Raw genomic sequence first — 23,663 nt, forward strand, 5'->3', positions numbered from 1 at the left:
CTTGCTTGCCTCGCTAAGCGTTGCCTGCTCTGCCGTCTCAGTGGGGTCGCATTATAGGGAGATCCGAAAACAGATCAACCCTTTTTTTAAGAAAACTTAAAATAAATGACTGTTCGCTGCGTATTTGAGCTAAACGCTCAAAAACACAACTAAAAGTAGCCTTTATTTAGATGATAGTAGTGCTTTTATGTAAATGAATGCTGTGATTGCGCTTATTTATAACTTACCCATTAAGTAAAGCTCTATAATAAGTTTATAAGTACTATTAAAGCTTACTAGATAGGCCCATTCATTTCTTAAGCTAAAAATTCTTAAAATTGATAAGTAGATAAGTAGATAAGTAGATAAGTAGATAGAATAACTCAAACAATTTGTTTATCAAATCTTTGGTATTAAAAAGCCGAGCATAAGCTCGGCTTTTTGGTGTCTCTTTAAAGACTTACTCTGCAGACTGCGCGTCTTCTTGAACTTCTTCGTTAGTCGCTGGGCGACCCACTAGTTCAATATAAGCCATTGGTGCATTATCACCAGCACGGAAGCCACACTTAAGAATACGAGTGTAACCACCTGGACGGTCTGTATTACGAGGACCGATTTCGCTGAACAATTTACCAACTACTTCATTATCACGCGTGCGAGCAAACGCTAAACGGCGATTTGCTACACTGTCAGTCTTAGCCAGTGTGATTAAAGGTTCAATTACACGGCGTAACTCTTTCGCTTTAGGCAAAGTAGTTTTGATGATTTCATGTTTCACCAAAGAACCTGCCATATTGCTGAACATCGCTTTACGATGGCTACTGTTACGGTTTAATTGACGACCACTCTTACGATGGCGCATGACCCTATCCTTCTAACTAAACTAATATAGTGATTTAGATTATTCAGCTAGGCTTGCAGGCGGCCAATTTTCTAGGCGCATGCCTAGAGAAAGACCACGTGAAGCTAGCACGTCTTTTATTTCAGTTAGAGACTTCTTACCTAGATTAGGCGTTTTAAGAAGCTCAACTTCAGTGCGCTGAACTAAATCACCGATATATTGAATTTGCTCGGCTTTCAAACAGTTTGCTGAACGTACTGTTAGTTCAAGATCATCAACTGGACGAAGTAGAATAGGATCGAATTCTGGCTTCTCTTCTTTCTCTTCTGGCTCAGTTACATCACGTAAATCTACGAATGCATCTAATTGCTCAGCTAAGATAGTAGACGCACGGCGGATCGCTTCTTCAGGATCTAAAGTGCCGTTTGTTTCCATATCAATGATTAACTTGTCTAAGTCTGTACGTTGCTCAACACGGGCTGATTCAACCGAGTACGCAATACGTTCAACTGGGCTGAATGATGCATCAAGCAGCAATCGACCAATTGGACGCTCATCGTCATCAGAGGATAAACGACTAGATGCCGGCACATAACCACGACCACGCTCAACACGAATACGCATGCTGATCTCGCTGCTATCTGTCGTTAAATGACAAATAACGTGATCTGGATTAGCAATTGTTACATCGCCATCGTGCTGAATATCAGCCGCAGTCACAGGGCCTACACCAGATTTAGTCAGGGTCAGAAAAACTTCATCTTTGCCTTCTAACGTTACTGCTAGACCTTTTAGGTTTAGTAGTATTTCAATGATGTCTTCTTGTACGCCTTCTTTCGCGCTGTACTCATGCAATACACCGTCGATTTCAACTTCAGTTACTGCACATCCAGGCATAGATGATAACAGTATACGGCGTAAGGCATTACCCAGAGTATGACCAAAGCCACGCTCTAGTGGTTCTAAAACTACTTTAGAACGCGTTGGGTTGATAGCGTCGATATCGACTAACCTTGGTTTTAGAAATTCTGTAACAGAACCCTGCATTTTATCCTCTCTTAACTCTTAACTTTACTTAGAGTAAAGTTCGACGATTAGTTGTTCATTAATGTCCGCAGACAGATCTGAACGCTCAGGTAGGCGCTTAAAGCTACCTTCCAATTTCTTACCGTCAACTTCAACCCAAGTCGGCTTTTCACGTTGCTCAGCCAACTCTAGAGCAGCGATGATACGTGCTTGTGTTTTAGACTTCTCACGGATTACTACAGTATCTTCTGGAGTAATTACGTATGAAGGAATATTCACAACACGACCATTAACTAAAATCGCTTTGTGGCTTACTAACTGACGTGCTTCAGCGCGTGTGCTAGCAAAACCCATGCGATATACAACATTGTCTAAACGTTGCTCTAAAAGCTGTAACAAGTTTTCACCTGTATTACCTTTAAGGCGAGCAGCTTCTTTGTAGTAATTACGGAATTGCTTTTCTAATACACCGTAGATACGACGTACTTTTTGCTTTTCACGTAATTGTAAACCGTAATCAGATAAGCGACCTTTACGAGCGCCGTGCTGACCAGGTGCAGTCTCAAGTTTACACTTAGAGTCGATAGCTCTTACGCCGCTCTTAAGGAACAGGTCAGTACCTTCACGACGACTCAGCTTGAGCTTAGGGCCCAAATATCTTGCCATGTTATTTCTCCTAACCTATTGTTAAACGCGACGTTTCTTCGGTGGACGACAACCATTATGTGGTATTGGCGTCACGTCAGTAATGTTGGTGATACGGTAACCAGCAGCATTCAAAGCACGTACAGCAGATTCACGACCTGGACCTGGACCTTTAATGAAAACTTCTAGATTTTTTAAACCGTATTCTTGAGCAGCAGTACCTGCACGCTCTGCAGCAACCTGAGCAGCAAATGGTGTAGATTTACGTGAACCACGGAAACCTGAACCACCGGCAGTTGCCCATGATAATGCATTACCTTGACGGTCGGTAATTGTTACAATAGTGTTGTTGAAAGACGCATGAACATGAGCCATACCATCAGCAACTTGCTTTTTAACCTTTTTACGACGAATTGGTGTCTTAGCCATAATACTATCCCCTTATCGCTTAATAGGCTTACGAGGACCCTTACGGGTACGCGCATTAGTCTTTGTTCTTTGACCACGTAGTGGTAAAGAGCGACGGTGACGTAGGCCACGGAAACAACCAAGGTCCATAAGGCGCTTGATATTTAGAGTAACTTCACGACGAAGGTCACCTTCTACAGTGTACTTGCCAACTGCATCACGCAGTACGTCAAGAGTTTCGTCTGAAAGTTCACCGATTTTTGTGGTCTCGGCGATACCAGTCGCTTCTAAGATAGCCTTAGAGCGAGTCTTACCTATGCCATAAATTGCTGTTAAACCAATAACTGCATGTTTATGATCAGGGACGTTAATGCCAGCGATACGGGCCACTAACACATCTCCTATATTTGAATTTGGTAATCAAAAGTTTGAAAAGCCCGTAAGGATACTCAAACGAAGACCAAATCACAACTAAAAACACAGGCCGAGAAATCTCAGCCTGCACGACTGTTTACTTAGCCTTGCCTTTGCTTATGCTTAGGCTCACTGCAAATTACGCGTACTACACCAGCACGTTTAATAACTTTACAGTTACGGCATATTTTCTTAACGGAAGCACGTACTTTCATTGCTCAACTCCGTAAACTGACCTTATCGGCCGTAGCCTTTAAGGTTCGCTTTTTTCAGCACAGAATCATACTGATGTGACATCAGGTGAGTCTGTACTTGTGCCATAAAGTCCATGATTACTACAACGATAATCAAAATTGATGTACCGCCGAAATAGAATGGCGTTTGCCATGCCATAGTCATGAATTCGGGCACCAGACAGATAAAGGTTATATACAAAGCACCTGCCAATGTCAGGCGTGTCATCACTTTATCAATGTATTTAGATGTCTGCTCACCTGGACGAATACCTGGGATAAATGCGCCAGATTTCTTCAGGTTGTCTGCTGTTTCACGCGGGTTAAAAACCAACGCTGTGTAGAAAAAGCAGAAGAAGATGATAGCTGCAGCTAATACCATCGCATACAAAGGTTGACCAGGAGTCAACGTTGTTGCAATAGCTTGTAGCACATCAGCGACCGGACCTTCACCCTGGCCGAACCAGCTTGCAATTGTACCAGGGAACAGAATTATACTGCTAGCAAAGATTGGTGGAATAACACCCGCCATATTTACTTTTAGTGGTAAATGCGTGCTTTGAGCAGCAAATACTTGACGACCTTGTTGGCGTTTAGCGTAGTTAACAACGATACGACGTTGTCCTCGTTCGAAAAACACTACAAGATAAGTAACAGCGAATACTATAACCGCAACCATCAACAGTACAAAAACATTCAAATCACCTTGGCGCGCCATTTCGGCTGTCGAACCAATAGCAGACGGCAGGTTAGCTACAATACCAACAAATATTAGAACTGAGATACCGTTACCGATACCACGTTCAGTTATTTGCTCGCCCAACCACATTAGGAACATAGTACCTGTAACCAAACTCACCACAGCGGTGAAGTAGAAACCGATACCAGGGTTAACAACTAACCCTTCCATCATGCCCGGTAAGCTAGTCGCAATACCGATTGATTGGATAGTAGCAAGCACAAGCGTGCCATAGCGTGTGTACTGGCTAATTTTTTTACGCCCTTGCTCGCCTTCTTTCTTAAGCTCTATAAACGGAGGATACATATGCGTTAATAGTTGCGTAATAATCGAAGCCGAGATATACGGCATAATACCCAGTGCTAACACTGAAGCTCGCTCAAGCGCACCACCGCTAAACATGTTGAACATCTCAACAATGGTGCCCTTTTGTTGCTCGAAGAAATCGGCAAGTACAGCGGCGTCAATCCCAGGGATTGGCACAAATGAACCTAGACGGTAAATAATGATAGCACCTAAAACAAATAGTAATCGACGCTTCAATTCCGAAAGTCCACTTTGTGCACTTTGTGTATCTTGACCTGGTTTAGCCATCAGTACTTCCTTAGTCTTCTACCTTGCCTCCGGCAGCTTCAATAGCTTCGCGAGCACCTTTAGAAGCCTTAAGGCCTTTAACGGTAACAGCGCGTGAAACTTCGCCAGATTTAACAACTTTAACGAACAGAACGTTCTTTTTAACTAGACCAGCTGCTTGTAACGCGTTTAGGTCTACCACATCGCCTTCAACTTTAGCGATTTCAAAAAGGTTTACTTCTGCAGATACTAACGATTTGCGTGAAGTGAAACCAAATTTAGGTAGACGACGTTGCATAGGCATTTGACCGCCCTCAAAACCAACGCGTACTTTACCGCCAGAACGTGATTTTTGACCTTTGTGACCACGGCCACCAGTCTTACCAAGACCAGAACCGATACCACGACCAACACGTTTTGGAGCAGTTTTAGAACCTGCAGCAGGTGAAAGTGTATTCAAATGCATGAAATTAACCCTCTACCTTTACCATGTAAGAAACTCGGTTGATCATACCACGTACACATGCTGTGTCTTCTAACTCAACAGTGTGGTTGATACGACGTAAACCAAGACCGCGTAATGTAGCTTTATGCTTCGGTAAACGACCGATAGAGCTCTTTACTTGTGTTACTTTTACAGTTTTATTTGCCATGGTTACCCCAGAATTTCGTCTACGCGCAGACCACGTTTAGCAGCGATTGACTCTGGAGAGTTCATGTTCTCTAGAGCTTGAATCGTTGCACGTACTACGTTGATCGGGTTGGTAGAACCGTAACATTTAGAAAGTACGTTCTGCACACCAGTAACTTCTAGTACTGCACGCATAGCACCACCTGCGATGATACCAGTACCTTCTGATGCTGGTTTCATGAACACTTGTGAGCCAGCATGACGTCCTTTAACAGGATGCTGTAATGTGTTGCCATTTAGGTCTACATTGATCATGTTGCGACGTGCTTTTTCCATTGCTTTTTGAATAGCAGCTGGAACTTCACGTGCTTTACCATAACCAAAACCTACTTTACCTGCGCCATCACCAACTACAGTTAGTGCAGTGAAGCTAAAGATACGACCACCTTTAACTACTTTAGACACACGGTTTACCGCGATTAGCTTTTCAGCTAAATCAGGCTGTTGTTGCTTTGCTTCTACGTTAGCCATTGTCTACTCCTAGAATTGCAAACCGGCTTCACGCGCAGCATCAGCTAGCGCCTTCACACGGCCGTGATATTTAAAGCCACTGCGATCAAAAGCAATCTTTTCGATGCCTTTGTCAGCCGCACGTTCTGCAACCGCTTTACCAACTGCTTGTGCAGCTGAAACGTTGCCTGTGCCTTTAACTGTTTCGCTAATAGCTTTCTCAACAGTAGAAGCAGCAGCCAGTACAGTACCCTCAGCATTAACTACTTGAGCGTAAATGTGACGTGGCGTGCGGTGGATAACAAGACGCGTTGTGCCTTGTTCAATATAATTTCTACGAGTGCGTTTAGCACGACGTAGACGAGCTGTTTTTTTATCCATCGTCTTACCTTACTTCTTCTTAGCCTCTTTACGGCGTACATTCTCATCTGCGTAACGAACACCTTTACCTTTGTAAGGCTCAGGTTTACGGTATGCACGAATGTTAGCAGCTGTTTGACCAACTAACTGCTTATCTACGCCCTTAACTAGAACTTCTGTTTGGCTTGGAGTTTCAATCGTAATTCCTTCAGGAACTTCGAAATTAACTGGGTGCGAGAAACCAAGTGTTAAGTCTAAAACTTTACCCTTAGCTGCTGCACGGTAACCAACACCTACTAACTGAAGTTTCTTCTCGTAACCTTCATGCGTACCAACAACCATGTTGTTGATAAGAGCGCGAGCAGTACCTGCTTGTGCCCATGCATTAGCTACGCCTTCACGAGGTAAAGTTGTAATAACGTTGTCATTAATTTGTACTTCAACTGCATCGTTGATAGTACGCGTTAATTCACCGTTTTTGCCTTTAACTGTGATGTCCTGGCCTTTTAATGTAACTTCTACACCGGCAGGAACATTGATTGGTGCCTTTGCTATGCGAGACATAGTTCCCCTCCGATTAAGCTACAAAGCCAATGATTTCACCACCAACACCAGCACTACGTGCTGCGCGGTCTGTCATTAGGCCTTTAGAAGTTGATACGATAGCGATACCAAGACCACCCATTACCTTCGGTAATTCGTCACGTTTCTTATAGATACGTAGACCAGGGCGGCTAACACGCTGGATATTTTCAATTACAGCTTTGCCTTCGAAGTATTTCAACTCGATAGAAAGCTCAGGTTTCGCTTCGCTGTTTACTGCGAAATCTGCGATGTAACCTTCGTCTTTTAATACTTTAGCTACTGCTACTTTCAGCTTTGAAGTTGGCATCGTTACTGATACTTTCTTCGCTGATTGACCGTTACGGATACGTGTGAACAAATCCGCGATAGGATCTTGCAAGCTCATAGTCTTACTCCCGTGATACTATTACCAGCTAGCCTTTTTAAGGCCAGGAATTTCACCGCGCATAGCTGCTTCGCGAACTTTAATACGGCTCATGCCGAATTTGCGAAGGAAACCATGTGGGCGGCCCGTAATGTTACAACGATTACGTTGACGTGCAGGGCTAGAATCACGTGGTAAAGCTTGAAGCTTAAGTACCGCGTCCCAACGATCATCTTCAGATGCGTTAACATCGCTGATGATAGCTTTTAGTGCTGCACGCTTTTCAGCGTACTGAGCAACTAGTTTAGTGCGCTTTGCTTCGCGCGCTTTCATAGAATTCTTTGCCATAACCCTACCCTTATTTCTTGAATGGGAAGTTAAACGCTTCTAACAACGCACGGCCTTCCTCATCAGATTTCGCAGAAGTTGTGATTGTGATATCCATACCGCGTACACGGTCTACTTTATCGTAATCAATTTCTGGGAAGATGATTTGTTCACGTACGCCCATGCTGTAGTTACCACGTCCATCAAAAGACTTAGCACTCACACCACGGAAGTCACGGATACGTGGGATAGCGATTGATACCAAACGCTCAAAAAAGTCCCACATACGCTCGCCGCGTAAGGTTACTTTACAGCCAATTGGGTAGCCTTCACGCACTTTAAAGCCAGCAACAGATTTGCGTGCTTTAGTGATTAAAGGTTTCTGACCAGAGATAGCTTCTAGATCCGCTACAGCGTTATCTAAAATCTTCTTGTCAGCTAGGGCTTCGCCCACGCCCATATTTAATGTGATCTTTTCGATCTGAGGGACTTGCATGACAGAGCTGAAACCAAACTTCTCTTGAAGCTCAGCAACTACTTTGTCTTTATATACTTCATGCAGTTTCGCCATCATTCTACTCCAACTATTAGATAGTTTTACCAGTAGATTTAAAGATACGTAATTTCTTACCATCTTCAATCTTGAAACCTACACGATCTGCTTTACTCGTTTCCGAGTTGTAGATCGCAACGTTTGATACGTCGATAGACGCTTCTTTCTCAACAATGCCGCCAGCTTGGTTCAATTGTGGAACCGGCTTTTGGTGTTTCTTGATTAAGTTAATGCCTTCGACAAATACTCGACCAGACTCGGTAACAACTGAAAGCACTTTGCCGCGCTTACCTTTGTCTTTACCTGCTAGTACGATTACTTCGTCATCACGACGGATTTTTGCTGCCATGATAGACTCCTTACAGTACTTCTGGGGCTAGTGAAACAATTTTCATGAACTTGTCATTACGAAGCTCACGAGTCACAGGGCCGAAGATACGAGTACCAATTGGCTGCAAGTTATCATTTAAGATAACAGCCGCATTGCTATCGAAACGGATCAGAGAACCGTCCGGACGACGAACGCCTTTTTTGGTACGCACAACTACCGCGTTTTTAACATCACCTTTCTTCACTTTACCGCGAGGAATAGCTTCTTTCACAGAAACTTTAATGATATCGCCAACTGCCGCATAGCGACGGTGTGAACCACCAAGGACTTTTATACACTGCACTTTGCGAGCGCCGCTGTTATCAGCAACTTCCAGCTGAGTTTGCATTTGGATCATGTTAATGACCTCCGGTGTAGTAATTACAACTTGCCTTAAATTTGTTTAAAATCAAGGCACTTCGATTAAATCCCACTCTAAAAACAACGGAGTTGTCTCTTAAGGGCGGGCAATTGTACCAGCATTGGCTAGTGAGTGGTAGGTTATTTTTTAATTAATTTGAGTGAAGGCCAGATTAAAACTGAGTAAAAACCGCTATGTAGCTATTTTACAAGTGGTTATAAAACAACCAAGGCGCTAATAGCGCCTTAATTATTTATTTGTGGTTGCTTATTAGCTTTAGCCAAATAAGCCTTTTAGTTTATCTTTAACCTTGTCCTTGGCTTTCTCTTTTGCTTTTTCTTTGGCATCGTCTAGCTTTTGCTTTGCTTTATCTTTAAGTGCATTGCTTACATCTAGCTTAAAGCCAACGTCATGGAATGGGCCTTTTATTCGCAGTGGGATTTTAAAGCCCGTGCTGTCATCTGTAGTGCCTTGTCCTTCAATTGAATCAACAATGCCGGTCACTAACCGATAATCAACATTGGTTTTAGGCAAATCTACATCGCCCTCACCTGTAATACGAATAAGTGGGCTCATCAGGGATAGGTCGTTATTATGTCCCACGCCATTCGTAAAATTAAAGCTACCGGTGAGCGCAGAAAAATCTGTTTGCTCAGATTCTTCAAAGCCTGTATCTAGCCCTTCGCTTACCGCGCCCAAGTTACCTGTAATAAGCTCTTTACCCTTACGAACCATTTCAGCGACGTTTGCGCCCTTAACAGCCCCATCAGCAAATTCAAAACCAACCTTGCCGTTTAATCCATCAATAAAGGTTTTTTGACTTTGACCAGTCGTAGTTAAGTTCCAATTTAATGACCCTTTACCCATAAGTTTATCAAAGCCAGCTGCATCTGTGAGTAGTGGCTGCGCATCTATGTCGGTTAAATCAAAATTTGTGCTTATTTTATAAGGCGTTTGCTGGGCATTTATGTTGATAACCCCTTTACCTGTGCCCTCATAGGCTTTAAAGCTATCTAAACTTAATTTAGCAACGCTGTTGTTTAAGTCGACTGTAAATTGATTCGCACCGAGCTTAATATCATTCGCTTTTAAACCGCTTGAACGAATAACTACGTTAGCATTAAGTGCATTTAATGCGCTTAAATCAATTTTAGTATCGTCCCAAACAATCGGCTGTGCGGCTTTAGGTTCTTCGCTTTGCGGCGCTTGTTGCTTGGCTACTGCCTCCGGTAAGTATGGATTTAGATCAAGCATACCTAGGTCTATGTCGGCATTAACCGCTAGTTTATTTCCTAAGTTAACTTCACTTTTACCTTTAATCTCTAATTCATCTAGGGTAGCAATCAGCTCTTCTAGGTTAAACGTATCATTTATAAGGTGCATTTTGCCGTTTACGCTAAACGCATTAAATGCATTTTCTTTGGCGTTTAAGTCTACTCCCTGCCAAATTGCTAGCTCTTTAACAGAATCACCACTGAGCGCTAACTCACCTTTTATATCTTTTCCTTGTTGCGCAATACTGCCGTTAAAAGTAAGGTCGACCAAGCGAGAGTCTACGCTTTGAGTAACCTCAAACATCGCCCCTTCAATAGCCTTTGCTGGCGTATCAAGTTTTACATCTAGCTCAAAGCGCTCTTGCATATATGTAATGCCGCCTTTGATCTCTAATGTTTTACGCAGTGATGGTAATAAAATAGCCAGCTCTAGGTCACTAATTTGCTGTTTAGCGCCAGTTTGCCCATCTAGGTAAGTAAATGTACCACCGTAAATAGCCACTTCACCTAGCTCTATATCAAAATTCTCTGGTAGCTTAACAGCCCCACCAGATTGAGTTTGCTCTTGCGGCTGCGCTGCTACAGCATCAAACAACTGCCAGTTAGCTTTACCGTTTTTATCAGTTTCTAATAAAATATTGGGTTCGTTAATAACAAACTTATCAAGTTTAAACTCACCACCAAATAACGATAACCAGGGTATATGCACAGCTAATTGCTCCATACTGGCCATGTCGTCGCGCGAGCCTGTCTGCATATTTGCAAAGTGCACATCGTTAAGCTCTAACTTTAATGCAGGAAATACACTAAGCGTTTTATCACCTTTAATAGTAAGTGTGCGCCCTGTTGTTTTTTCAACCTGTTCAGATACTTTATTAAAAATAGTATCAGTTGGAATTAAAAACGGAGCGGCAATAATTAACGCAATACAAAGTAAGAGTATTACACCAACAATTTTGAGTAAGGTCTTCATGATCATCCTTTCAAACGTGCAAATAATGTTCTTATCATAGCGAGTGTTAGCTTTAAAATCATTGTCGTTGCGACAAAAAAGCTGTTTATTGTAATTTATTTAATTTGAGATGAATTTATGCTTAAAAGTAAACTTTGCGAAATTGGTGACTAAAAGTAAAGCTCATCAAATTTAAATCTAGCCAAGTATTAAACCCTACAACATTGCATCCCTTGAATTGTTAGGTATGATGCACGGCCCTGTTGCTATTGGCGTATTTGCGCTAAAATAAAGCAGCTAAAAAATGTATCTACTCGGAGACTCTACAAGGCATGAAAAAACTGCTAATTTCACCGTCAAAAATGGCGCTAGGCGAACAAGAAAGTCAAATTTACCAAAACATCTTGAAGCAAGCTTCAGAACTAAGCCTAAACCTAATGGCCGTGAAAGTAGAAAACCACCCAGAGGATTTTTTAGGCTGGTGTTATGAGCTACTAAGTGCAAGTAAAGACCGCATAAATTACGACTTACTAGAGCCAAAACAGCTACCCGTTTTAAAAAAGCTGCACGATCAGCTAACCTCTGCAATTAGCTTTTTACAGCTTAAAACACTACGTGTAGCACCTTGGCCTGTTATTAGTATGTTTGTAGAGCAACATAAAGAACTTATTGCACTGGAAGAACAGCTTCGCCTTACCACGTATTTGCACACCATTCGTGAGCAAGCATTAAAAGACATGATCCCAGAGGATTTACTGGCATTTAGTGGTAAACACACTGCTACGCTCGATCCAAGCACCTATAACTTTGATGTTGAATGGTTTGCATCAACAAAAAGTGCAAAAGGTTTTCATCAAATGCTAGCCGACTTACCTGGCGCGTTTGACGATGCACTTGCTAACATTCCGCTTGAAGGAGATGTGAGCGAAGCTGATTACCAACAGTTTGTTGTTGCTTATTTACTTGCCTTTAACGGTAGCGATGAAAAACCTACCCTTGCCCCTGCTACACGTTTATTAGCAATGCGCCGCCCAGATGTATTTACGCCAATTAGTAATAGCCGTCTTGATGCATTATGCGCAGCTTTAGGTATTACAAAACTAAACAATCGCGACTTTGAGCGCTACTGGCAAGATATAGTACAAAGCATTCATGCTATGTCGTGGTTTAAAATGGCTAATGGCAGCAATGAACTAGAAGAGCAACTGGTCAGTATAAAAGCATTACTACCGTGCTTTTTTTACTATGCAGATGCCAGCACGGCCGACAATTCAAATTATATTAAGTTATTAAACAAACCTAAACGCAGCACAACAAGTGCGGGAAAACCACAACGTAGAGGCAAAGAGTCAGCCGAAATACTTGTAGACCGCGCACTTGCAGCCGATGACATTCCTGAGCATATTCGTAGCAAACGCGACTCTATTATTAGCGAAGTACAAAAAGGGCGCGGAGTAAACGAAACAATTAGTCTCATGCGCACTATATTTGGCTAAATTCACCTAACCTAACTGTATTTTTCTGGTGCAGTTAGGTTAAATTATGCACCAGCAGTGTGCGTTTCTTTACTATCACCCTAATTACCTCCTTTTTCGAAAATCCTTTAACACCTTGTTATAAAAGAACAAAAAACCAGTTTCAACCAAATAATTTTGAGCTGGCACATACAGTGCAATTCTATTTCCAGTTAAACAATAAAACGCCGCTAGCCAAAGGGTTGCCAATAAGAGAATAAAAACCTAGGCGGTAAAAAAATCATACAACGGGAAATGGACATGCTAAAACTAAAAAAAACTATCGCAATTAGCGCAATCGCTTTATTAGGTGCTACATCTTTAACATCAACAGCCGTGCATGCAGAGGTAACCGCAAACGCAGCGGCTACGTCTAACTACTTATGGCGTGGACAAGAGCAAACTGGGGGCGATGCTGCTATTTCTGGCGGTATTGATTACGCTAACGAGTCGGGCTTTTATGCAGGCACTTGGGTCTCAAATGCATCTTGGGCCGATGAAATGACGTATGAGCTAGACCTATACGCTGGCTTTGGCGGTGATATTAATGAGACAGTTAGCTACGATGTAGGTTACATTTATTACGCTTACCCAGATGCAGCTTCTGAGGCAGATGCTGATTTCTCTGAGATTTACGGTAGCATTAGTGTAGAAGGTTTTACTTTTGGTGCTGCAGTACTTGCTACTTCAGCTGCTGACGGTGATGGTACTGACTTTGGCGATTCGCTATACCTAAATGCCGATTACAGCTTTGCTGTTGGCAGTAATGGCACTGAGGTTGCGCTGCACTTAGGCCACTACTCTGGCGACTTTATAGGCGATGATAATATTATTGATTATGGTATCTCTGTATCAAAAGATGGTTTTACTTTTGGCGTATCTGACACCGACATGGATGAGTCAGATGTTAAAGTTTACGTAGGTTACGCGGTAGACTTTACGCTTTAAAACAAAATGTGTTACTTGCTGCAACACTAAGGGCCTTTTGGCCCTTTTCTCGTTTAGGGCAGCCTAAATACCCATAACGCCCTCTAAGTTTAGAACTAATGCGCTCTTCCATGTGCACCAGTTAATCAATCACTACCACCATGCTGTTAAATCATTTACCCGTAATGCCAACTCGCTTAATTGACTAATTTACTCTGAAGCAAGAGAAACGTGGCGAAACCTAGCCAAAGTAAGCTATTTAGTTGCTCTAAATCTGAGGCTTTAACGCAGCCAGCTACTACGTTTAGCCTTGAAGTAATTAAGTATTATTGAGGGTTAGTGTTATACACATTAGCTAAAACAAAAAAGGCCGCACTAAATGCGGCCTTTCAGTTAATCGTTAATCTTTAATCTTTAATCTTTAAAACTTAGCTAGGTTGTTTTTACTGTCTTTATCAACAAGCTTAATGTACGGGTCTACCCCTGCGTACACTGGTTTTTCTTTTACTTTTAGCTCAATAGTATTAGTACCAGAGACTATTTGATGCTTTTGCGAGTAAATAACAAAGTCTTCAGCAAGTAGGTTTTCAGGGTCATCGCTAAACAATGCAATATCAATTAGCTCATCGAGTGGTTGCTCGGTTTCTTCACCTTGCCCATCGGCATGCTGCTTAGTTGCTTCAACGCTCAGTGTTACTGTATAAAAACCTTCGCTATCAACATCATCTGTAACCGACACTGCTTTCATTTCAAGCTCATAAAGCGTTATATATTTAAACTGATCATCAATAAAACGCTGCTCAGCTTGTGTTGCATCTCGCTTTAAATAACTAAGTAAATCAAGTGTGGTTGGGTATGGCGTTGCTTGGTACCTAAACTCATTCAAAAATGCTTTAAGTGCGGCATTTAAGCGTTTTTCACCTAAGCGGTCATACAAAGCCATCATTACAACCGAGCCTTTATTATAGTGAAGGTATTGTTGAGCCTGCGTTTTATACAGCGGCATTTCTTCAAAGGCTTCGCCTGTGCGGCCCATTAAGTATTTGTCTAACTCGTACTTTAAAAATTTACGAAGTTTCTCGGCGCCAAAGCGTTTTTTTAGCACCATAAGTGCGCTGTATTGGGAGAGCGATTCAGAAATAACAGCACTACCCTCTACATTAGCTCCCGATACTTGATGCCCCCACCATTGGTGCGCAACTTCATGTGCGGTTACATAGTAAGGTAGGTCAACTTTACTCTCATCTCTTAGGTCTGTAATAAAGCCAATACTTTCTGAGTAAGGCACCGTATTGGCAAAACTTTGCGCAAACGAGCGGTACTTAGGAAACTCAATAATACGTAACTGCTTATGCTGATATGGCCCAAAGGCTTGCGTGTAGTAATCTATTGAATCTTGTACCGACTCAATCATACGGTCAACATTCCATGCATGATCTTTATGGTAGTACACCTCAATATTTATACCGTTATGCTCAACCTTTTTGCTTTCAAGCTCTGCCGAAAGCACAGAATAAAAGTTTAAAATGGGGGCATCCATTTCATAAACAAAAGTACGTCGTCCGTCTTTTACACTCTCGCTTTTTAAGTAGCCTGGTGTAATAGCAAATTGCGACTCATCGGTGGTTACCGTTGCCTTGTAGTTTATAAACCCATTAGCAGGACCAAACTCATTTTGCGTATAAAAACGGCTATCTTCTAGTTTATGTGCACGTTCAAGTTCGGGTAAGTCGTGCTTACGGCGCTCATATTTGTCGGCAATTTGAAAATACTTTTGATAACCAAAACGCGGTAGTAATTCTCTATTATTTATAAAAGTACCGTTATGCACAAGCTGAGTATCCGATCTTCTATCAACAAAACCGTCGTGTTCACGAATAACAGACAGCTCTCCTTCGCGCACTTCGTTAGGCATTAGTGGTTGTTCAAACTCAAACCATACCATGCCAAAATCGGTTAAACGCTCAACTATTTTCCCACCTGCAATTTTTACATCCCAGCTTTTAGCGTGGCTAGGCTCGTTAATTAACACACGGGTTATTGGCTCATTTGCGGTATTGGTAAGCTTAATTTTAGCCACGGCATTTAAAGCACGCTTTTTAGGGTAAAGATCAATGTGTAAATCAACATCAGTTATTATAGGCAGTGGCAAATCTTTGTATTGTGAAAACTCTTGCTCATACCTTACTTGTAGTGCTTCGATCTCATCACTTGTTACAAACTCGTTGATTACACGGGTGTTGTAATAAATGTTATAGCCTGCGCCCACAAATACCAATAAACTTATAACCGCTGCAATCTGGCCTTTTAAAGACATGTTGTAACGCACTAAAGATAAACGAGTCCGCAATGTTTGCGACGGGCCACGATGCCATAAAGCAAAGCCTACAATAGCTAAAAACACACTCAATGCACCCCAATATAGGGTATACCACTGCGCGCCTGGTAAAAAATGCCCGTAACCGTTTATATCAGAATACGGTACGCTGCTGCTTTGTGAAAAATGATACATATGATGCTCAAACCCGTAAGCACCCATTACCATTTGAGCAATGTAATACAGAATAAATAAACCCATACCTATGTATTTATTAGGGCTAATTATTTGTAAAAAGAACGCCAAAATAGCCATCATAATTAAAGGTAGTAATGTAAGGTAGCCTAACCTAAATAAGTACTGGCCAAGCTCTAGATTAAATTGCCCCTTAAAAAGTTGCACTGCAATGGTAAACATCATGCCTACTAAATAAAGGCCACAGACTGCAATGATTAACGCAATAATTTTAGATACCCAAAACACACTGTTATGCACCGGGAAGCTGTCAACAATATCGCCCATACCACTGTGGCGTTCTCGCCAAACCAGTTCTGCGCTGTAATAAGCAATAATAATAAACATAAATATAGCGGAGGCGTTTTGAATAATGCCCACCATGTTTTGTGTGAGCGGCCAATCTGTTGTGCCATATGCGCCAATAGGCGCAAAAAGTGGTGCGAGTAACGTAATAATACTGACACCCGCTAAAATCATAAAAGGAGCACTTAATATAACCTGCTTGAGCTCAAATAAGCTGCGCATTACTAATTGCGATTGCGTATTGACCCCTTTTGACTTGTAGTTTTTTGCGCTGCTAATAAGTGCTGCTTGTTTATTTTTTACAAACGTAGAAACAGCAAATTGCTTTTTCTGCTTTTTAGTGACTACGCGATTACCTAACTTTCCGAGGCCAAAAAACATCGCTAAGCTTAGTGCTACCCATAAAATACGGTTAATTAAAAAATCGCCCGAAAGCGTTAACACTTCCGTATTTTTATCACTTACAGTCCAGTAACGGGTTAAGTCAATTAACGACCCTGTGCCAAATGGGTCTGCGTAAACAACAATATTTCTAAACGCTAAATCATCAAAATAGATACTCGCCAATTGGTAACTTATGTAGATCACCACGGCCGTTACATATACCGCCATCATAGTTTTAAAATAAACCGCCACACTATTAAAAATAGCACTGAGGACCAATAAACTTGGCACGGCTAAATATAAAAAAGGCGCAGCGTAATATATAAACTTATTAGGGCCTACTAGCTCACTATCAAGCCAGCCAACCAACAAACCAAATTGAGATCCTAAAAACACGCCTAATGGCACAGTTAAAAAAACAACGAGCACAACCAAGTAAGCACCAAAAAAGCGCCCTGATTGATAAGCAAGCGGGTTAACGGGCTTACTAAACACCAGCTCATCCATTTTGGTCTCACTATTGCGAATCGCAGAGCTTGCAACAAAGTTAACCACTAAAAACATAGCAAGCGTACAAAAGGTAACCGTTAAAACCATAATGGTATAAGGCGAGTTCATATGAACATTCGCCCCGCCTAACGGAAACTTACTACTGGAGCTTATAAAAAATGCCATAAAAAAGAAGATTAATGAGGTCACATAAAACGAAGGCTGACGCACAAAATAGCGCAGCTCAAACGCGAGCATATTAAAAAACATAGCGCCCCCTTATGCTACTTGGCTATTACGGTGATTAAGCAACGTAGAAAAGTACACGTCTTCTAGGTTTGCACTGCTGAGCTCAAAACCTTCAGGGGCCTGTTCGGCTAATACGTGTAATATAGTTTGCCCAGCAAATAAGCGTTTTGAAATAACAGGCAGTTGCGGTTCAAGCTCTAGTGCTTCTTCTTGGCTCATGGCTTTGCGCCATATTTGGCCTTGGAGTTTATCGGTAAGGGCAATTGGGTTGCCCTCTAATAGTATTTTTCCGCCTGCCAGTACGGCCATGTTTGGGCAAAGCTCTGCTACATCTTCAACAATGTGGGTCGATAATATAACGACTTTTTGCTCGCCCAAGCTTACTAACAAGTTATGAAAACGATTTCGCTCCTCAGGGTCTAGCCCTGCGGTGGGTTCATCAACAATTAGTAAGTCGGGATCGCCTAGCAAGGCTTGTGCAATACCAAAACGCTGGCGCATACCGCCTGAAAAGCCACTTACCGCTTTTGAGCGATGTTGATACAAATTAGTATGTGCAAGCAAGCCTTCCACCGACTCTTTACGCTCGCCTTTATTATGAATGCCCTTTAAAACAGCCATATGATCTAGCAAGTCGTAAGCACTAACGCGAGGGTAAACACCAAAATCTTGCGGTAGATAACCCAAACGTTGACGTAGAGCCTGTGGGTCTTTAAAAACATCAATACCATCAAAAGTAATTGAGCCCGCATCGGCAGATTGCAACGTTGAAATAGTACGCATTAGGGAAGATTTACCCGCGCCATTTGGCCCAAGCAGTCCAAACATCCCTTTTCCTATAGATAAATCAACACCTTGTAGTGCATGTACGCCATTATCGTAGGTTTTAGATAACCCTGTTATTGATAGCATTTTTACTTCCTTGAATTTTAATAGTTTTTTTATTGCGCTTTTATACCACATTAAAAAAAGGAACATAAGTTACACCACGGTTAATTTTGTAACAATAAATAAACAAAGGATATTGCTTGCCTCGCATTTATTCAGTCGGTATAAAAACCAAACACACACTTTATAAGAAGCGTAAAGCCATGCAAAAACATCAAAGCCAACCACTAAACGATTTTATAGAATACCCTCACGATGAAATGCTAAAGCGGGCAAACGAATTTTTACAAACTAGTCAGCGCCGCCATAGTATTCGCAGCTTTAGCGACCGACCAGTCCCTAAAAATATAATTGAAGCATGTATAAAAGCAGCAGGCACCGCGCCTAGCGGAGCAAACCACCAACCCTGGCATTTTGTGGCTATAAATAGTAGCGATGTAAAAAAACAAATAAGAGAGGCCGCCGAAAAACTAGAGCGTTCTTTTTACGAAGGCAGAGCGGGAGAAGAGTGGCTTGATGCGCTAAAACCATTAGGTACCGACGCCAATAAACCTTATTTAGAACACGCGCCTTGGCTTATTGCTGTGTTTAGTCAAAAAAAAGGCGGTGTGAATACGGATGATAAAAACACCAATTATTATGTGCATGAATCAGTAGGGCTGGCGACTGGTTTTTTGATACAAGCTCTGCACCGTAGTGGTTTAGCAACACTGACTCATACTCCAAAACCAATGAGCTTTTTAACCGATATATGTAAGCGCGACAAAGACAACGAACGCCCTTACATGTTACTTATTGCAGGCTACCCAAGTGACGATGCAACTGTACCTTCCCATGCACTTGATAAAAAGTCGCTTGATGAGATTGCCACTTTTATTTAAAGCAAACTACTCAGCCGTACTTTGCTTACAAAACCACTCGTAAAGTAACGTAATAATCGACTCAACTTTTGGGTCGATTAACGAATAATAAATAGTATGCCCATCGCGGCGGGTTGCCACTAGCTGGGCTTTACGTAAACTCGCTAAATGCTGAGATAAAGCAGACTGTGCCAACGGAACATTTTGATTTAACTCTCCTACACTTTGTTCACCTTGTAATAAACTGCATAAAATCATTAAACGGTTTTTATTTGCCATCAATTTTAAAAATTGCTCTGCCTGCTGAGCGTTTACTGCAAGTTGTTCAATATTCATTGTGATGCTTAGTTATTTTGCGTGTTTTAATTATAGACTTTTATATTAGTAAGTTCTAATATAATTAACATTAGAAAATACTAATATTAAGGTCATCCATGAAAATAAGTGACGCCATACTCTTAATTGGCGGTAGTGCCGTTACAATCTCTGGGCTTTTAAGCTACTTTGTTGATAGTAACTTTCAATTTTTAACGTTATTCATTGGCATTAACCTCGTGCAATCAGCCTTCACTAAGTGGTGCCCGTTAATGTCTTTTTTGCGAAAAAGAGGATTTACAGACTAATGCTTACATCAATTCCTGATTTACTAAAAATTATCACACCTAACCAACGCCGTATTGATGCAGCGCAAGCAAAGCAAGAGCTTGAACAAAATAAAGGGCTGCTTATTGATGTGCGAGAACCTGCAGAGCATGCTACAAAAGCAGCTACTGGCGCTATAAATATTCCACGTGGATTACTCGAGATGAAACTGATGGAAATAGAAAAAGACGCAGGGCGCCCTATTTACTTACATTGTGCCAGCGGTGCCCGCGCCACATTAGGCGCAGAAGCGCTAACCCGCGTTGGATACAAAAACGTAACGGTTATAACCTGTAACGCAACGCAAGTAAGTGAAGTTTTTTAACGGCTTCATAAAAAAGTAACCTAAATTGCCTACACTTTGCTTTTTACACTTAACAGGTACAAAGCAATGGCATTTACACGGAGAAGTTTTTTAAAAGCATCGGCAGCAGGATTTGGCACTGCCGTATTATCACTTGGTTTAACAGGTTGCAGGCTTGATGATAATGACGACACACCTGTTAGCTTTGATCACGGTGTCGCCAGCGGCGACCCGCTTAGCGATAGCTTAATTATTTGGACCCGTGTAACCCCACTCGATGTAACAACTAAATCATTAAAAGTACAGTGGCAAGCTGCCACGGATAAAGGCTTTACTAATATTGTGCACGATGGTGAAGCAAACATAAATGACACCACCGACTTTACCCTTAAAGTTGATTTACAAGGGCTCGATGCCAATACCGTTTATTACTATCGTTTTAATGCACACGGTAAAACTTCCCCTGTCGGGCAAGGTAAAACACTTCATGATGGTGAAATTGATCAAGTGAAGCTAGCCGTTGTATCGTGCGCAAATTACCCTGCAGGGTATTTTCATGTGTATGGCGAAATTGCTAAGCAAAGCGATTTGGATGCAGTACTGCACTTAGGTGATTACATATACGAATATAGCAATACTGGCTATGCAACCGAAGACGCAGCACAATTAGACCGACTCCTCCCCCTTGATAACAGCAGTGAAATTATAGCGCTTACCGATTACAGAAAGCGCTATGCAAATTATCGTCTCGATGCCGACTTACAAGCAGCCCACAGCCAGTGTGCATTTATAACAGTATGGGACGACCACGAAATAACCAACGATACATGGCGCGAAGGCGCAGAGAACCATAACGAAGGTGAAGGTGAGTTTAGCCAACGTAAGCTTAATGCGCTACAGGCTTACTTTGAGTGGATGCCAATTCGTAATGTAGCCGATAAAGAACGGATTTACCGCCGCTTTGAGTTTGGTAACTTAGTTTCTTTATACATGCTAGATACCCGTGTATTAGCGCGTGATGAGCAGCTTAACTATAGTGACTTTGACCTAACCTCGCCTGCCGGGCAAAGCGCATTTGCTGCAGCAATAAGCGCGAGCGACCGTGCATTATTAGGCAATGAGCAACTTACTTGGCTCAGCGATGCCATCACTACATCAAGCACTCAGTGGCAAGTATTAGGGCAGCAAGTGTTGATGACCAAAATGCACTTACCTGTAGAGGTAATGCTGCTACTAGCCAGCTTACAAAGTACACAAGCAAATGGTGGCGACCCCAGTGCTTTACTCGCACAAGCCAATGTATTATTTGCTGAACTGGCGCAAATTAAAGGCCGAGTAATAGCGGGTGACCCAAGTGTAACAGAGGCAGAACTAGCCCGTGTTCAAACCACCATACCGTATAACCTTGATGCGTGGGATGGTTACGCCTACGAGCGAGAGGTGTTATTAGGCACCGCTATTGCAGCACAAAAAAACCTAGTAGTTTTAGCCGGAGATACTCATAACGGCTGGGCAGGAGAGCTTAAAACTGATGCCAATAACCCTATTGCAGCCTCGCAAAATGCCGGGGTAGAATTTGCAACGGCATCGGTTTCATCTCCTGGGCTTGAAAAGTATTTAGCGCTAAACACACAAGATGCGCAAACCGTAGCGCAAATAGAGCAAGTAATTGCCTTATTAATTGATGACCTTGCTTATAATAATTTAGTGGAGCGCGGCTATTTAACCGTTACATTCACACCTACAAAAGCCAGTGCTAAATGGAACTATATAAGCACAATTAAAGCGCGCGAATATCAGGTTGTAGAAAGCCGTAGTAAAGAGCTAAGCATGCTGGCGGGCGAGGCTCAATTACAAAGCGCTTAACGCTTCGCCTCTAAGCTAGCCAAACGCGTATCTATGCGCTCTACTACCTCAACTAAGCGAGCAAGTAATGCTTGGTTGAGGTGATCTTCAGCAAGCTCTTGTACTTTAGGTGCTTGCGCCACTAGGTTATCTTTTTGCTCAAGTATGGCTTCTCTAAACTCACTGGCATTTTCAACACCCAGTAATGATACCAATGCACCATGACTCGACTGTCCTGCAGTTTCAAAGCTTAACCGATATAAGCCAAAAAAACGCATAAGCGGCCCTTGGCTCAGCCCAACATCGGTTATTTTTTCAAGCGGTATCGATTTTTCTTCTTTAAATAAAATACCGCGTTTAACCACCAACTTTTGCGTGAGTAATTGCGCCGACATAGCGGCCAATATTTTACCTGCCACCAGCCAAACAATAATTAACACCACAGGTATAAGTGGAATGGTCACTAATGCAACGGCACTAAAAAAGCATGCCATGGTCATCCAGTATTGTTTCACTTTGGGATCAAAGCTGGCACTTTTTAAAATAGGGTTGCTCATTTTTTTATCCTCATTCCCATTTTATTAATCTAATCAAACGTATGCCTTTATTTAACTTACGTGACCAACGGCTTCAATGCAATTTAGCCACTAACATTCAAATAAACTTTTACACACTCTCTTACAAACACCAACAGTAAATATAGCTACACTAAAGCCTATTAGTTTTGAGATGCACTTTAATTGTCTCAGCAATTTACCTTTTTACTTATTTAACACCTAAGGCTTTTAATGAACACTTATATTAAAAACTCAATACGGATATTGGTTGGCACTCTTACACTTTGCAGTATTGCTGTACAAGCTGAGTCGCAGTTTTCTTTAGGGGGCGGCGTTATTTCTACCAGCTCACCTTATGCCGGCACAGACAGTGAAACGCTATTTTTACCTATTATTACCTACGAAGGTGAAAGGCTTAGTTTTAAAGGTTTGTCACTTGATTATAAATTAGTGGAGCAGCAAGGTTTTAACTGGTCATTAGCTTTAGAGCCAGGTGATAACTTTGATACATCAGATTCAGACCTTGCAGCCATAAAAGCCTTATACGATAGAAAGCTATCTCTCTACGCAGGCACTAAGATTAGCTACTCTGCAGGTTTTGGTAAAATAAGCGCCAGTGCGACTTATGATGTAATTGGCCACGGCGATGGCGCTAAATTTAAAACCAATTACAGTTACCCTATTAAATTATCTAAACAACTAATGCTCGTTCCTTCTGTGGGTGTTGAGCTAAATAGCAGTGATGTCTCTAACTACTATTATGGTGTAGCACAGGGCGAATCTACTACCTATGCGCCTTACGAACTTAGCTCTACGGTTAACTACAATGCGGGTTTATTTTTAATGTATTACATTAATAAAAACTGGAACGTAAATGCCATGGTTAACTATAAGCAGCTCGATTCTGATATTGAAGACTCACCCATTATTGATACCGATAGCACTACGACTGTTATGATGTCGGTTAACTATCGTTTTTAATATTATTAGCGTGTGACAAAT

At 41.8% G+C, this 23,663-nt stretch carries 29 protein-coding genes; 7 read left to right on the forward strand and 22 right to left on the reverse strand.

Annotated features, from left to right (window positions below; all coding sequences use genetic code 11):
* Positions 1-439 precede the first annotated feature (439 nt).
* From rplQ to AN393_RS09880, 18 genes are all read right to left on the reverse strand, one after another.
* Entirely contained in the window at positions 440-841 is a 402-nt protein-coding gene (rplQ, locus tag AN393_RS09795; RefSeq protein WP_004589197.1) for a 50S ribosomal protein L17, read from the reverse strand.
* A 39-nt stretch (positions 842-880) separates the two neighbouring features.
* Positions 881-1,867: a DNA-directed RNA polymerase subunit alpha gene (locus tag AN393_RS09800; protein ID WP_004589198.1), complete on the reverse strand. Its 987-nt coding sequence runs from the start codon at positions 1,865-1,867 to the stop codon at positions 881-883.
* Positions 1,868-1,891: 24 nt separating this feature from the next.
* Positions 1,892-2,512, reverse strand: coding sequence for a 30S ribosomal protein S4 (rpsD, locus tag AN393_RS09805; RefSeq protein ID WP_002959461.1), 621 nt, complete (start codon positions 2,510-2,512; stop codon positions 1,892-1,894).
* A gap of 21 nt (positions 2,513-2,533) precedes the next feature.
* Positions 2,534-2,920 carry a 30S ribosomal protein S11 gene (rpsK, locus tag AN393_RS09810; RefSeq protein ID WP_002959471.1) on the reverse strand — a complete coding sequence of 129 codons (387 nt, stop codon included), beginning with the start codon at positions 2,918-2,920 and terminating at the stop codon, positions 2,534-2,536.
* A 12-nt stretch (positions 2,921-2,932) separates the two neighbouring features.
* A complete protein-coding gene (rpsM, locus tag AN393_RS09815; protein ID WP_004589200.1) occupies positions 2,933-3,289 on the reverse strand; it encodes a 30S ribosomal protein S13 in 357 nt (118 codons plus the stop codon).
* Positions 3,290-3,414: 125 nt separating this feature from the next.
* Entirely contained in the window at positions 3,415-3,528 is a 114-nt protein-coding gene (rpmJ, locus tag AN393_RS09820) for a 50S ribosomal protein L36 (protein WP_002959476.1), read from the reverse strand.
* A gap of 22 nt (positions 3,529-3,550) precedes the next feature.
* On the reverse strand, positions 3,551-4,879 hold the full coding sequence (secY, locus tag AN393_RS09825; protein ID WP_055015418.1) for a preprotein translocase subunit SecY: 1,329 nt from the start codon (positions 4,877-4,879) through the stop codon (positions 3,551-3,553).
* 10 nt (positions 4,880-4,889) lie between these two features.
* The gene (rplO, locus tag AN393_RS09830) at positions 4,890-5,324 is read right to left on the reverse strand and encodes a 50S ribosomal protein L15 (RefSeq protein WP_004589202.1); all 435 of its coding nucleotides are present in this window, start codon (positions 5,322-5,324) and stop codon (positions 4,890-4,892) included.
* A gap of 4 nt (positions 5,325-5,328) precedes the next feature.
* Positions 5,329-5,511, reverse strand: a complete 183-nt coding sequence (rpmD, locus tag AN393_RS09835; RefSeq protein WP_004589203.1) for a 50S ribosomal protein L30 — start codon at positions 5,509-5,511, stop codon at positions 5,329-5,331.
* Positions 5,512-5,513: 2 nt separating this feature from the next.
* The gene (gene rpsE, locus AN393_RS09840; RefSeq protein WP_004589204.1) at positions 5,514-6,020 is read right to left on the reverse strand and encodes a 30S ribosomal protein S5; all 507 of its coding nucleotides are present in this window, start codon (positions 6,018-6,020) and stop codon (positions 5,514-5,516) included.
* A 9-nt stretch (positions 6,021-6,029) separates the two neighbouring features.
* On the reverse strand, positions 6,030-6,380 hold the full coding sequence (gene rplR, locus AN393_RS09845) for a 50S ribosomal protein L18 (protein WP_004589205.1): 351 nt from the start codon (positions 6,378-6,380) through the stop codon (positions 6,030-6,032).
* Positions 6,381-6,389: 9 nt separating this feature from the next.
* The gene (gene rplF, locus AN393_RS09850) at positions 6,390-6,923 is read right to left on the reverse strand and encodes a 50S ribosomal protein L6 (protein ID WP_055015419.1); all 534 of its coding nucleotides are present in this window, start codon (positions 6,921-6,923) and stop codon (positions 6,390-6,392) included.
* A gap of 13 nt (positions 6,924-6,936) precedes the next feature.
* Positions 6,937-7,329, reverse strand: a complete 393-nt coding sequence (gene rpsH / locus AN393_RS09855; RefSeq protein WP_004589207.1) for a 30S ribosomal protein S8 — start codon at positions 7,327-7,329, stop codon at positions 6,937-6,939.
* A 21-nt stretch (positions 7,330-7,350) separates the two neighbouring features.
* Positions 7,351-7,656 (reverse strand): 30S ribosomal protein S14, encoded by a 306-nt coding sequence (gene rpsN / locus AN393_RS09860; RefSeq protein ID WP_004589208.1) that lies wholly within the window; start codon positions 7,654-7,656, stop codon positions 7,351-7,353.
* A gap of 10 nt (positions 7,657-7,666) precedes the next feature.
* Positions 7,667-8,206 (reverse strand): 50S ribosomal protein L5, encoded by a 540-nt coding sequence (gene rplE, locus AN393_RS09865; RefSeq protein ID WP_010392500.1) that lies wholly within the window; start codon positions 8,204-8,206, stop codon positions 7,667-7,669.
* Between the two features lie 16 nt (positions 8,207-8,222).
* Positions 8,223-8,537 carry a 50S ribosomal protein L24 gene (rplX, locus tag AN393_RS09870; protein ID WP_004589210.1) on the reverse strand — a complete coding sequence of 105 codons (315 nt, stop codon included), beginning with the start codon at positions 8,535-8,537 and terminating at the stop codon, positions 8,223-8,225.
* Between the two features lie 10 nt (positions 8,538-8,547).
* Complete coding sequence (gene rplN, locus AN393_RS09875; protein ID WP_004589211.1) at positions 8,548-8,916, reverse strand: 50S ribosomal protein L14; 369 nt, start codon at positions 8,914-8,916, stop codon at positions 8,548-8,550.
* A 279-nt stretch (positions 8,917-9,195) separates the two neighbouring features.
* Positions 9,196-11,166 carry an AsmA family protein gene (locus tag AN393_RS09880; protein ID WP_055017953.1) on the reverse strand — a complete coding sequence of 657 codons (1,971 nt, stop codon included), beginning with the start codon at positions 11,164-11,166 and terminating at the stop codon, positions 9,196-9,198.
* A gap of 311 nt (positions 11,167-11,477) precedes the next feature.
* Between AN393_RS09880 and AN393_RS09885 the strand changes: the two genes are divergently transcribed.
* Both AN393_RS09885 and AN393_RS09890 read left to right on the forward strand, forming a co-directional pair.
* Positions 11,478-12,641, forward strand: coding sequence for a hypothetical protein (locus AN393_RS09885; RefSeq protein ID WP_055015421.1), 1,164 nt, complete (start codon positions 11,478-11,480; stop codon positions 12,639-12,641).
* Between the two features lie 279 nt (positions 12,642-12,920).
* A complete protein-coding gene (locus AN393_RS09890; RefSeq protein ID WP_055017994.1) occupies positions 12,921-13,607 on the forward strand; it encodes a TorF family putative porin in 687 nt (228 codons plus the stop codon).
* A gap of 400 nt (positions 13,608-14,007) precedes the next feature.
* Here the strand turns inward: AN393_RS09890 and AN393_RS09895 are convergent, their stop codons facing one another.
* Positions 14,008-17,586: a M1 family aminopeptidase gene (locus tag AN393_RS09895; protein WP_055017954.1), complete on the reverse strand. Its 3,579-nt coding sequence runs from the start codon at positions 17,584-17,586 to the stop codon at positions 14,008-14,010.
* 9 nt (positions 17,587-17,595) lie between these two features.
* On the reverse strand, positions 17,596-18,477 hold the full coding sequence (locus AN393_RS09900; RefSeq protein WP_055017995.1) for an ABC transporter ATP-binding protein: 882 nt from the start codon (positions 18,475-18,477) through the stop codon (positions 17,596-17,598).
* Between the two features lie 179 nt (positions 18,478-18,656).
* Between AN393_RS09900 and AN393_RS09905 the strand changes: the two genes are divergently transcribed.
* Positions 18,657-19,334 carry a nitroreductase family protein gene (locus tag AN393_RS09905; RefSeq protein ID WP_055017996.1) on the forward strand — a complete coding sequence of 226 codons (678 nt, stop codon included), beginning with the start codon at positions 18,657-18,659 and terminating at the stop codon, positions 19,332-19,334.
* A 6-nt stretch (positions 19,335-19,340) separates the two neighbouring features.
* On the opposite strand, the gene AN393_RS09910 is transcribed toward AN393_RS09905, so the two are convergent.
* Complete coding sequence (locus tag AN393_RS09910) at positions 19,341-19,649, reverse strand: helix-turn-helix transcriptional regulator (protein WP_055017955.1); 309 nt, start codon at positions 19,647-19,649, stop codon at positions 19,341-19,343.
* Positions 19,650-19,747: 98 nt separating this feature from the next.
* On the opposite strand from AN393_RS09910, the gene AN393_RS09915 reads away from it, so the two are divergent.
* The 3 genes from AN393_RS09915 to AN393_RS09925 all read left to right on the forward strand — a co-directional run bounded on the left by AN393_RS09915 (position 19,748) and on the right by AN393_RS09925 (position 22,125).
* Complete coding sequence (locus AN393_RS09915) at positions 19,748-19,936, forward strand: DUF2892 domain-containing protein (protein WP_055017956.1); 189 nt, start codon at positions 19,748-19,750, stop codon at positions 19,934-19,936.
* Positions 19,936-20,280 carry a rhodanese-like domain-containing protein gene (locus AN393_RS09920; protein WP_055017957.1) on the forward strand — a complete coding sequence of 115 codons (345 nt, stop codon included), beginning with the start codon at positions 19,936-19,938 and terminating at the stop codon, positions 20,278-20,280. Before AN393_RS09915 ends, AN393_RS09920 begins: the two co-directional genes overlap by 1 nt.
* Before the next feature lie 66 nt (positions 20,281-20,346).
* Positions 20,347-22,125: an alkaline phosphatase gene (locus AN393_RS09925; RefSeq protein WP_055017958.1), complete on the forward strand. Its 1,779-nt coding sequence runs from the start codon at positions 20,347-20,349 to the stop codon at positions 22,123-22,125.
* Here the strand turns inward: AN393_RS09925 and AN393_RS09930 are convergent.
* Positions 22,122-22,661: a PH domain-containing protein gene (locus AN393_RS09930; RefSeq protein ID WP_055017959.1), complete on the reverse strand. Its 540-nt coding sequence runs from the start codon at positions 22,659-22,661 to the stop codon at positions 22,122-22,124. The genes AN393_RS09925 and AN393_RS09930 overlap by 4 nt on opposite strands.
* A 231-nt stretch (positions 22,662-22,892) precedes the next feature.
* On the opposite strand from AN393_RS09930, the gene AN393_RS09935 reads away from it, so the two are divergent.
* A complete protein-coding gene (locus AN393_RS09935; protein WP_055017960.1) occupies positions 22,893-23,642 on the forward strand; it encodes a MipA/OmpV family protein in 750 nt (249 codons plus the stop codon).
* Positions 23,643-23,663: the final 21 nt, after the last annotated feature.

Origin of the sequence: Pseudoalteromonas sp. P1-25, assembly GCF_001401805.1 — a bacterium.
GTDB lineage: Bacteria > Pseudomonadota > Gammaproteobacteria > Enterobacterales > Alteromonadaceae > Pseudoalteromonas.

Coding starts and splice junctions, on each gene's coding strand:
- AN393_RS09920 (WP_055017957.1), top strand. CDS start 19,936: ATGCTTACATCAATTCCTGATTTACTAAAAATTATCACACCTAACCAA.
- rpsE (WP_004589204.1), bottom strand. CDS start 6,020: ATGGCTAACGTAGAAGCAAAGCAACAACAGCCTGATTTAGCTGAAAAG.
- AN393_RS09910 (WP_055017955.1), bottom strand. CDS start 19,649: ATGAATATTGAACAACTTGCAGTAAACGCTCAGCAGGCAGAGCAATTT.
- AN393_RS09900 (WP_055017995.1), bottom strand. CDS start 18,477: ATGCTATCAATAACAGGGTTATCTAAAACCTACGATAATGGCGTACAT.
- AN393_RS09905 (WP_055017996.1), top strand. CDS start 18,657: ATGCAAAAACATCAAAGCCAACCACTAAACGATTTTATAGAATACCCT.
- secY (WP_055015418.1), bottom strand. CDS start 4,879: ATGGCTAAACCAGGTCAAGATACACAAAGTGCACAAAGTGGACTTTCG.
- AN393_RS09925 (WP_055017958.1), top strand. CDS start 20,347: ATGGCATTTACACGGAGAAGTTTTTTAAAAGCATCGGCAGCAGGATTT.
- rplF (WP_055015419.1), bottom strand. CDS start 6,923: ATGTCTCGCATAGCAAAGGCACCAATCAATGTTCCTGCCGGTGTAGAA.
- rpmD (WP_004589203.1), bottom strand. CDS start 5,511: ATGGCAAATAAAACTGTAAAAGTAACACAAGTAAAGAGCTCTATCGGT.
- AN393_RS09935 (WP_055017960.1), top strand. CDS start 22,893: ATGAACACTTATATTAAAAACTCAATACGGATATTGGTTGGCACTCTT.
- rplR (WP_004589205.1), bottom strand. CDS start 6,380: ATGGATAAAAAAACAGCTCGTCTACGTCGTGCTAAACGCACTCGTAGA.
- rplX (WP_004589210.1), bottom strand. CDS start 8,537: ATGGCAGCAAAAATCCGTCGTGATGACGAAGTAATCGTACTAGCAGGT.
- rplN (WP_004589211.1), bottom strand. CDS start 8,916: ATGATCCAAATGCAAACTCAGCTGGAAGTTGCTGATAACAGCGGCGCT.
- rplE (WP_010392500.1), bottom strand. CDS start 8,206: ATGGCGAAACTGCATGAAGTATATAAAGACAAAGTAGTTGCTGAGCTT.
- rpsH (WP_004589207.1), bottom strand. CDS start 7,329: ATGAGCTTGCAAGATCCTATCGCGGATTTGTTCACACGTATCCGTAAC.
- AN393_RS09895 (WP_055017954.1), bottom strand. CDS start 17,586: ATGTTTTTTAATATGCTCGCGTTTGAGCTGCGCTATTTTGTGCGTCAG.
- rpsD (WP_002959461.1), bottom strand. CDS start 2,512: ATGGCAAGATATTTGGGCCCTAAGCTCAAGCTGAGTCGTCGTGAAGGT.
- rpsK (WP_002959471.1), bottom strand. CDS start 2,920: ATGGCTAAGACACCAATTCGTCGTAAAAAGGTTAAAAAGCAAGTTGCT.
- AN393_RS09915 (WP_055017956.1), top strand. CDS start 19,748: ATGAAAATAAGTGACGCCATACTCTTAATTGGCGGTAGTGCCGTTACA.
- AN393_RS09890 (WP_055017994.1), top strand. CDS start 12,921: ATGCTAAAACTAAAAAAAACTATCGCAATTAGCGCAATCGCTTTATTA.
- AN393_RS09800 (WP_004589198.1), bottom strand. CDS start 1,867: ATGCAGGGTTCTGTTACAGAATTTCTAAAACCAAGGTTAGTCGATATC.
- AN393_RS09885 (WP_055015421.1), top strand. CDS start 11,478: ATGAAAAAACTGCTAATTTCACCGTCAAAAATGGCGCTAGGCGAACAA.
- rplO (WP_004589202.1), bottom strand. CDS start 5,324: ATGCATTTGAATACACTTTCACCTGCTGCAGGTTCTAAAACTGCTCCA.
- rpmJ (WP_002959476.1), bottom strand. CDS start 3,528: ATGAAAGTACGTGCTTCCGTTAAGAAAATATGCCGTAACTGTAAAGTT.
- rplQ (WP_004589197.1), bottom strand. CDS start 841: ATGCGCCATCGTAAGAGTGGTCGTCAATTAAACCGTAACAGTAGCCAT.
- AN393_RS09930 (WP_055017959.1), bottom strand. CDS start 22,661: ATGAGCAACCCTATTTTAAAAAGTGCCAGCTTTGATCCCAAAGTGAAA.
- rpsN (WP_004589208.1), bottom strand. CDS start 7,656: ATGGCAAAGAATTCTATGAAAGCGCGCGAAGCAAAGCGCACTAAACTA.
- AN393_RS09880 (WP_055017953.1), bottom strand. CDS start 11,166: ATGAAGACCTTACTCAAAATTGTTGGTGTAATACTCTTACTTTGTATT.